General features: G+C 68.1%; 1 protein-coding gene. It reads right to left on the bottom strand.

The features are described from left to right. Nucleotides 1-777: ferritin-like domain-containing protein (locus tag ABEA53_RS16900; protein ID WP_345482489.1), on the bottom strand; the 777-nt coding region annotated here is incomplete at both ends.

Here is a 777-nt window from a genome sequence, read left to right as displayed (position 1 = left end):
TGCCCTGGTCGTCGTTGCTCTTCCCGTCGAGGGAGTCGCGGGCGTCGGACAGCTTCTGCACGATGCCGTAGATCGCGTGGTTCTTCTCGGCCTCGGCGTACAGCGTGGTGCGCACCGCACCGGCGTGGTACGCCTCGACCGCCAGGATCCCGGCAGCAGCGTCCAGGTACGTCTTGTTCGAGATCAGGCCCGCACCGCCCTTGTACGCCGTGACGCCGACGTCCTCGAACAGGAACGCCGCGAGGAGGAAGTTCGTGTCGTTGGCGAACGCGTCGAACTTCTGCCCCTTCTTGATCACCCCGGCCGCCTGCGCGGCCGCGGTGAACGCCGCGTCCAGCGAGATGCTCGGGCGCGACACGGCGGACTTGCCGAGGGCCTTGCGGAGGAAGCGGACGTGCTCGCGCTCGTCGCGAGCGATCTCACGGGCGTACTTCGCGACGATCTTGGACTTGAACTTCACCTCGTGACCACCCGAGACGCCACCGTGACGGCCCAGCCCGGTGGTGTCCTTCTCGTCCAGACCCTTGCCCGTGACGGCGCGGAGGTAGAACTCGGCCTCGAGGTACTCCAGGTTCAGCGCGAAGTTCAGCACCGCGGCATCCGTCGCCGCGTCACTGGCCGCATCCACCGGCGCGGCGTTGGCGGCCCCGCCACCCAGCACCGTCGCCGCGGCGGCACCCGCACCGGCCACACCCAGCATCGTGAACAGCTTCCGCCGATCCACCTCGGTCGACGCACTGCGCTTCACCGCATCGCTGATGAACTGCTTCTCGTACA

The sequence above is a fragment of the Amnibacterium soli genome, from assembly GCF_039544415.1.
GTDB lineage: Bacteria > Actinomycetota > Actinomycetes > Actinomycetales > Microbacteriaceae > Amnibacterium > Amnibacterium soli.
Note: the sequence above shows the minus strand (reverse complement) of the source record. Positions and strands in the feature narration are given on the sequence as shown.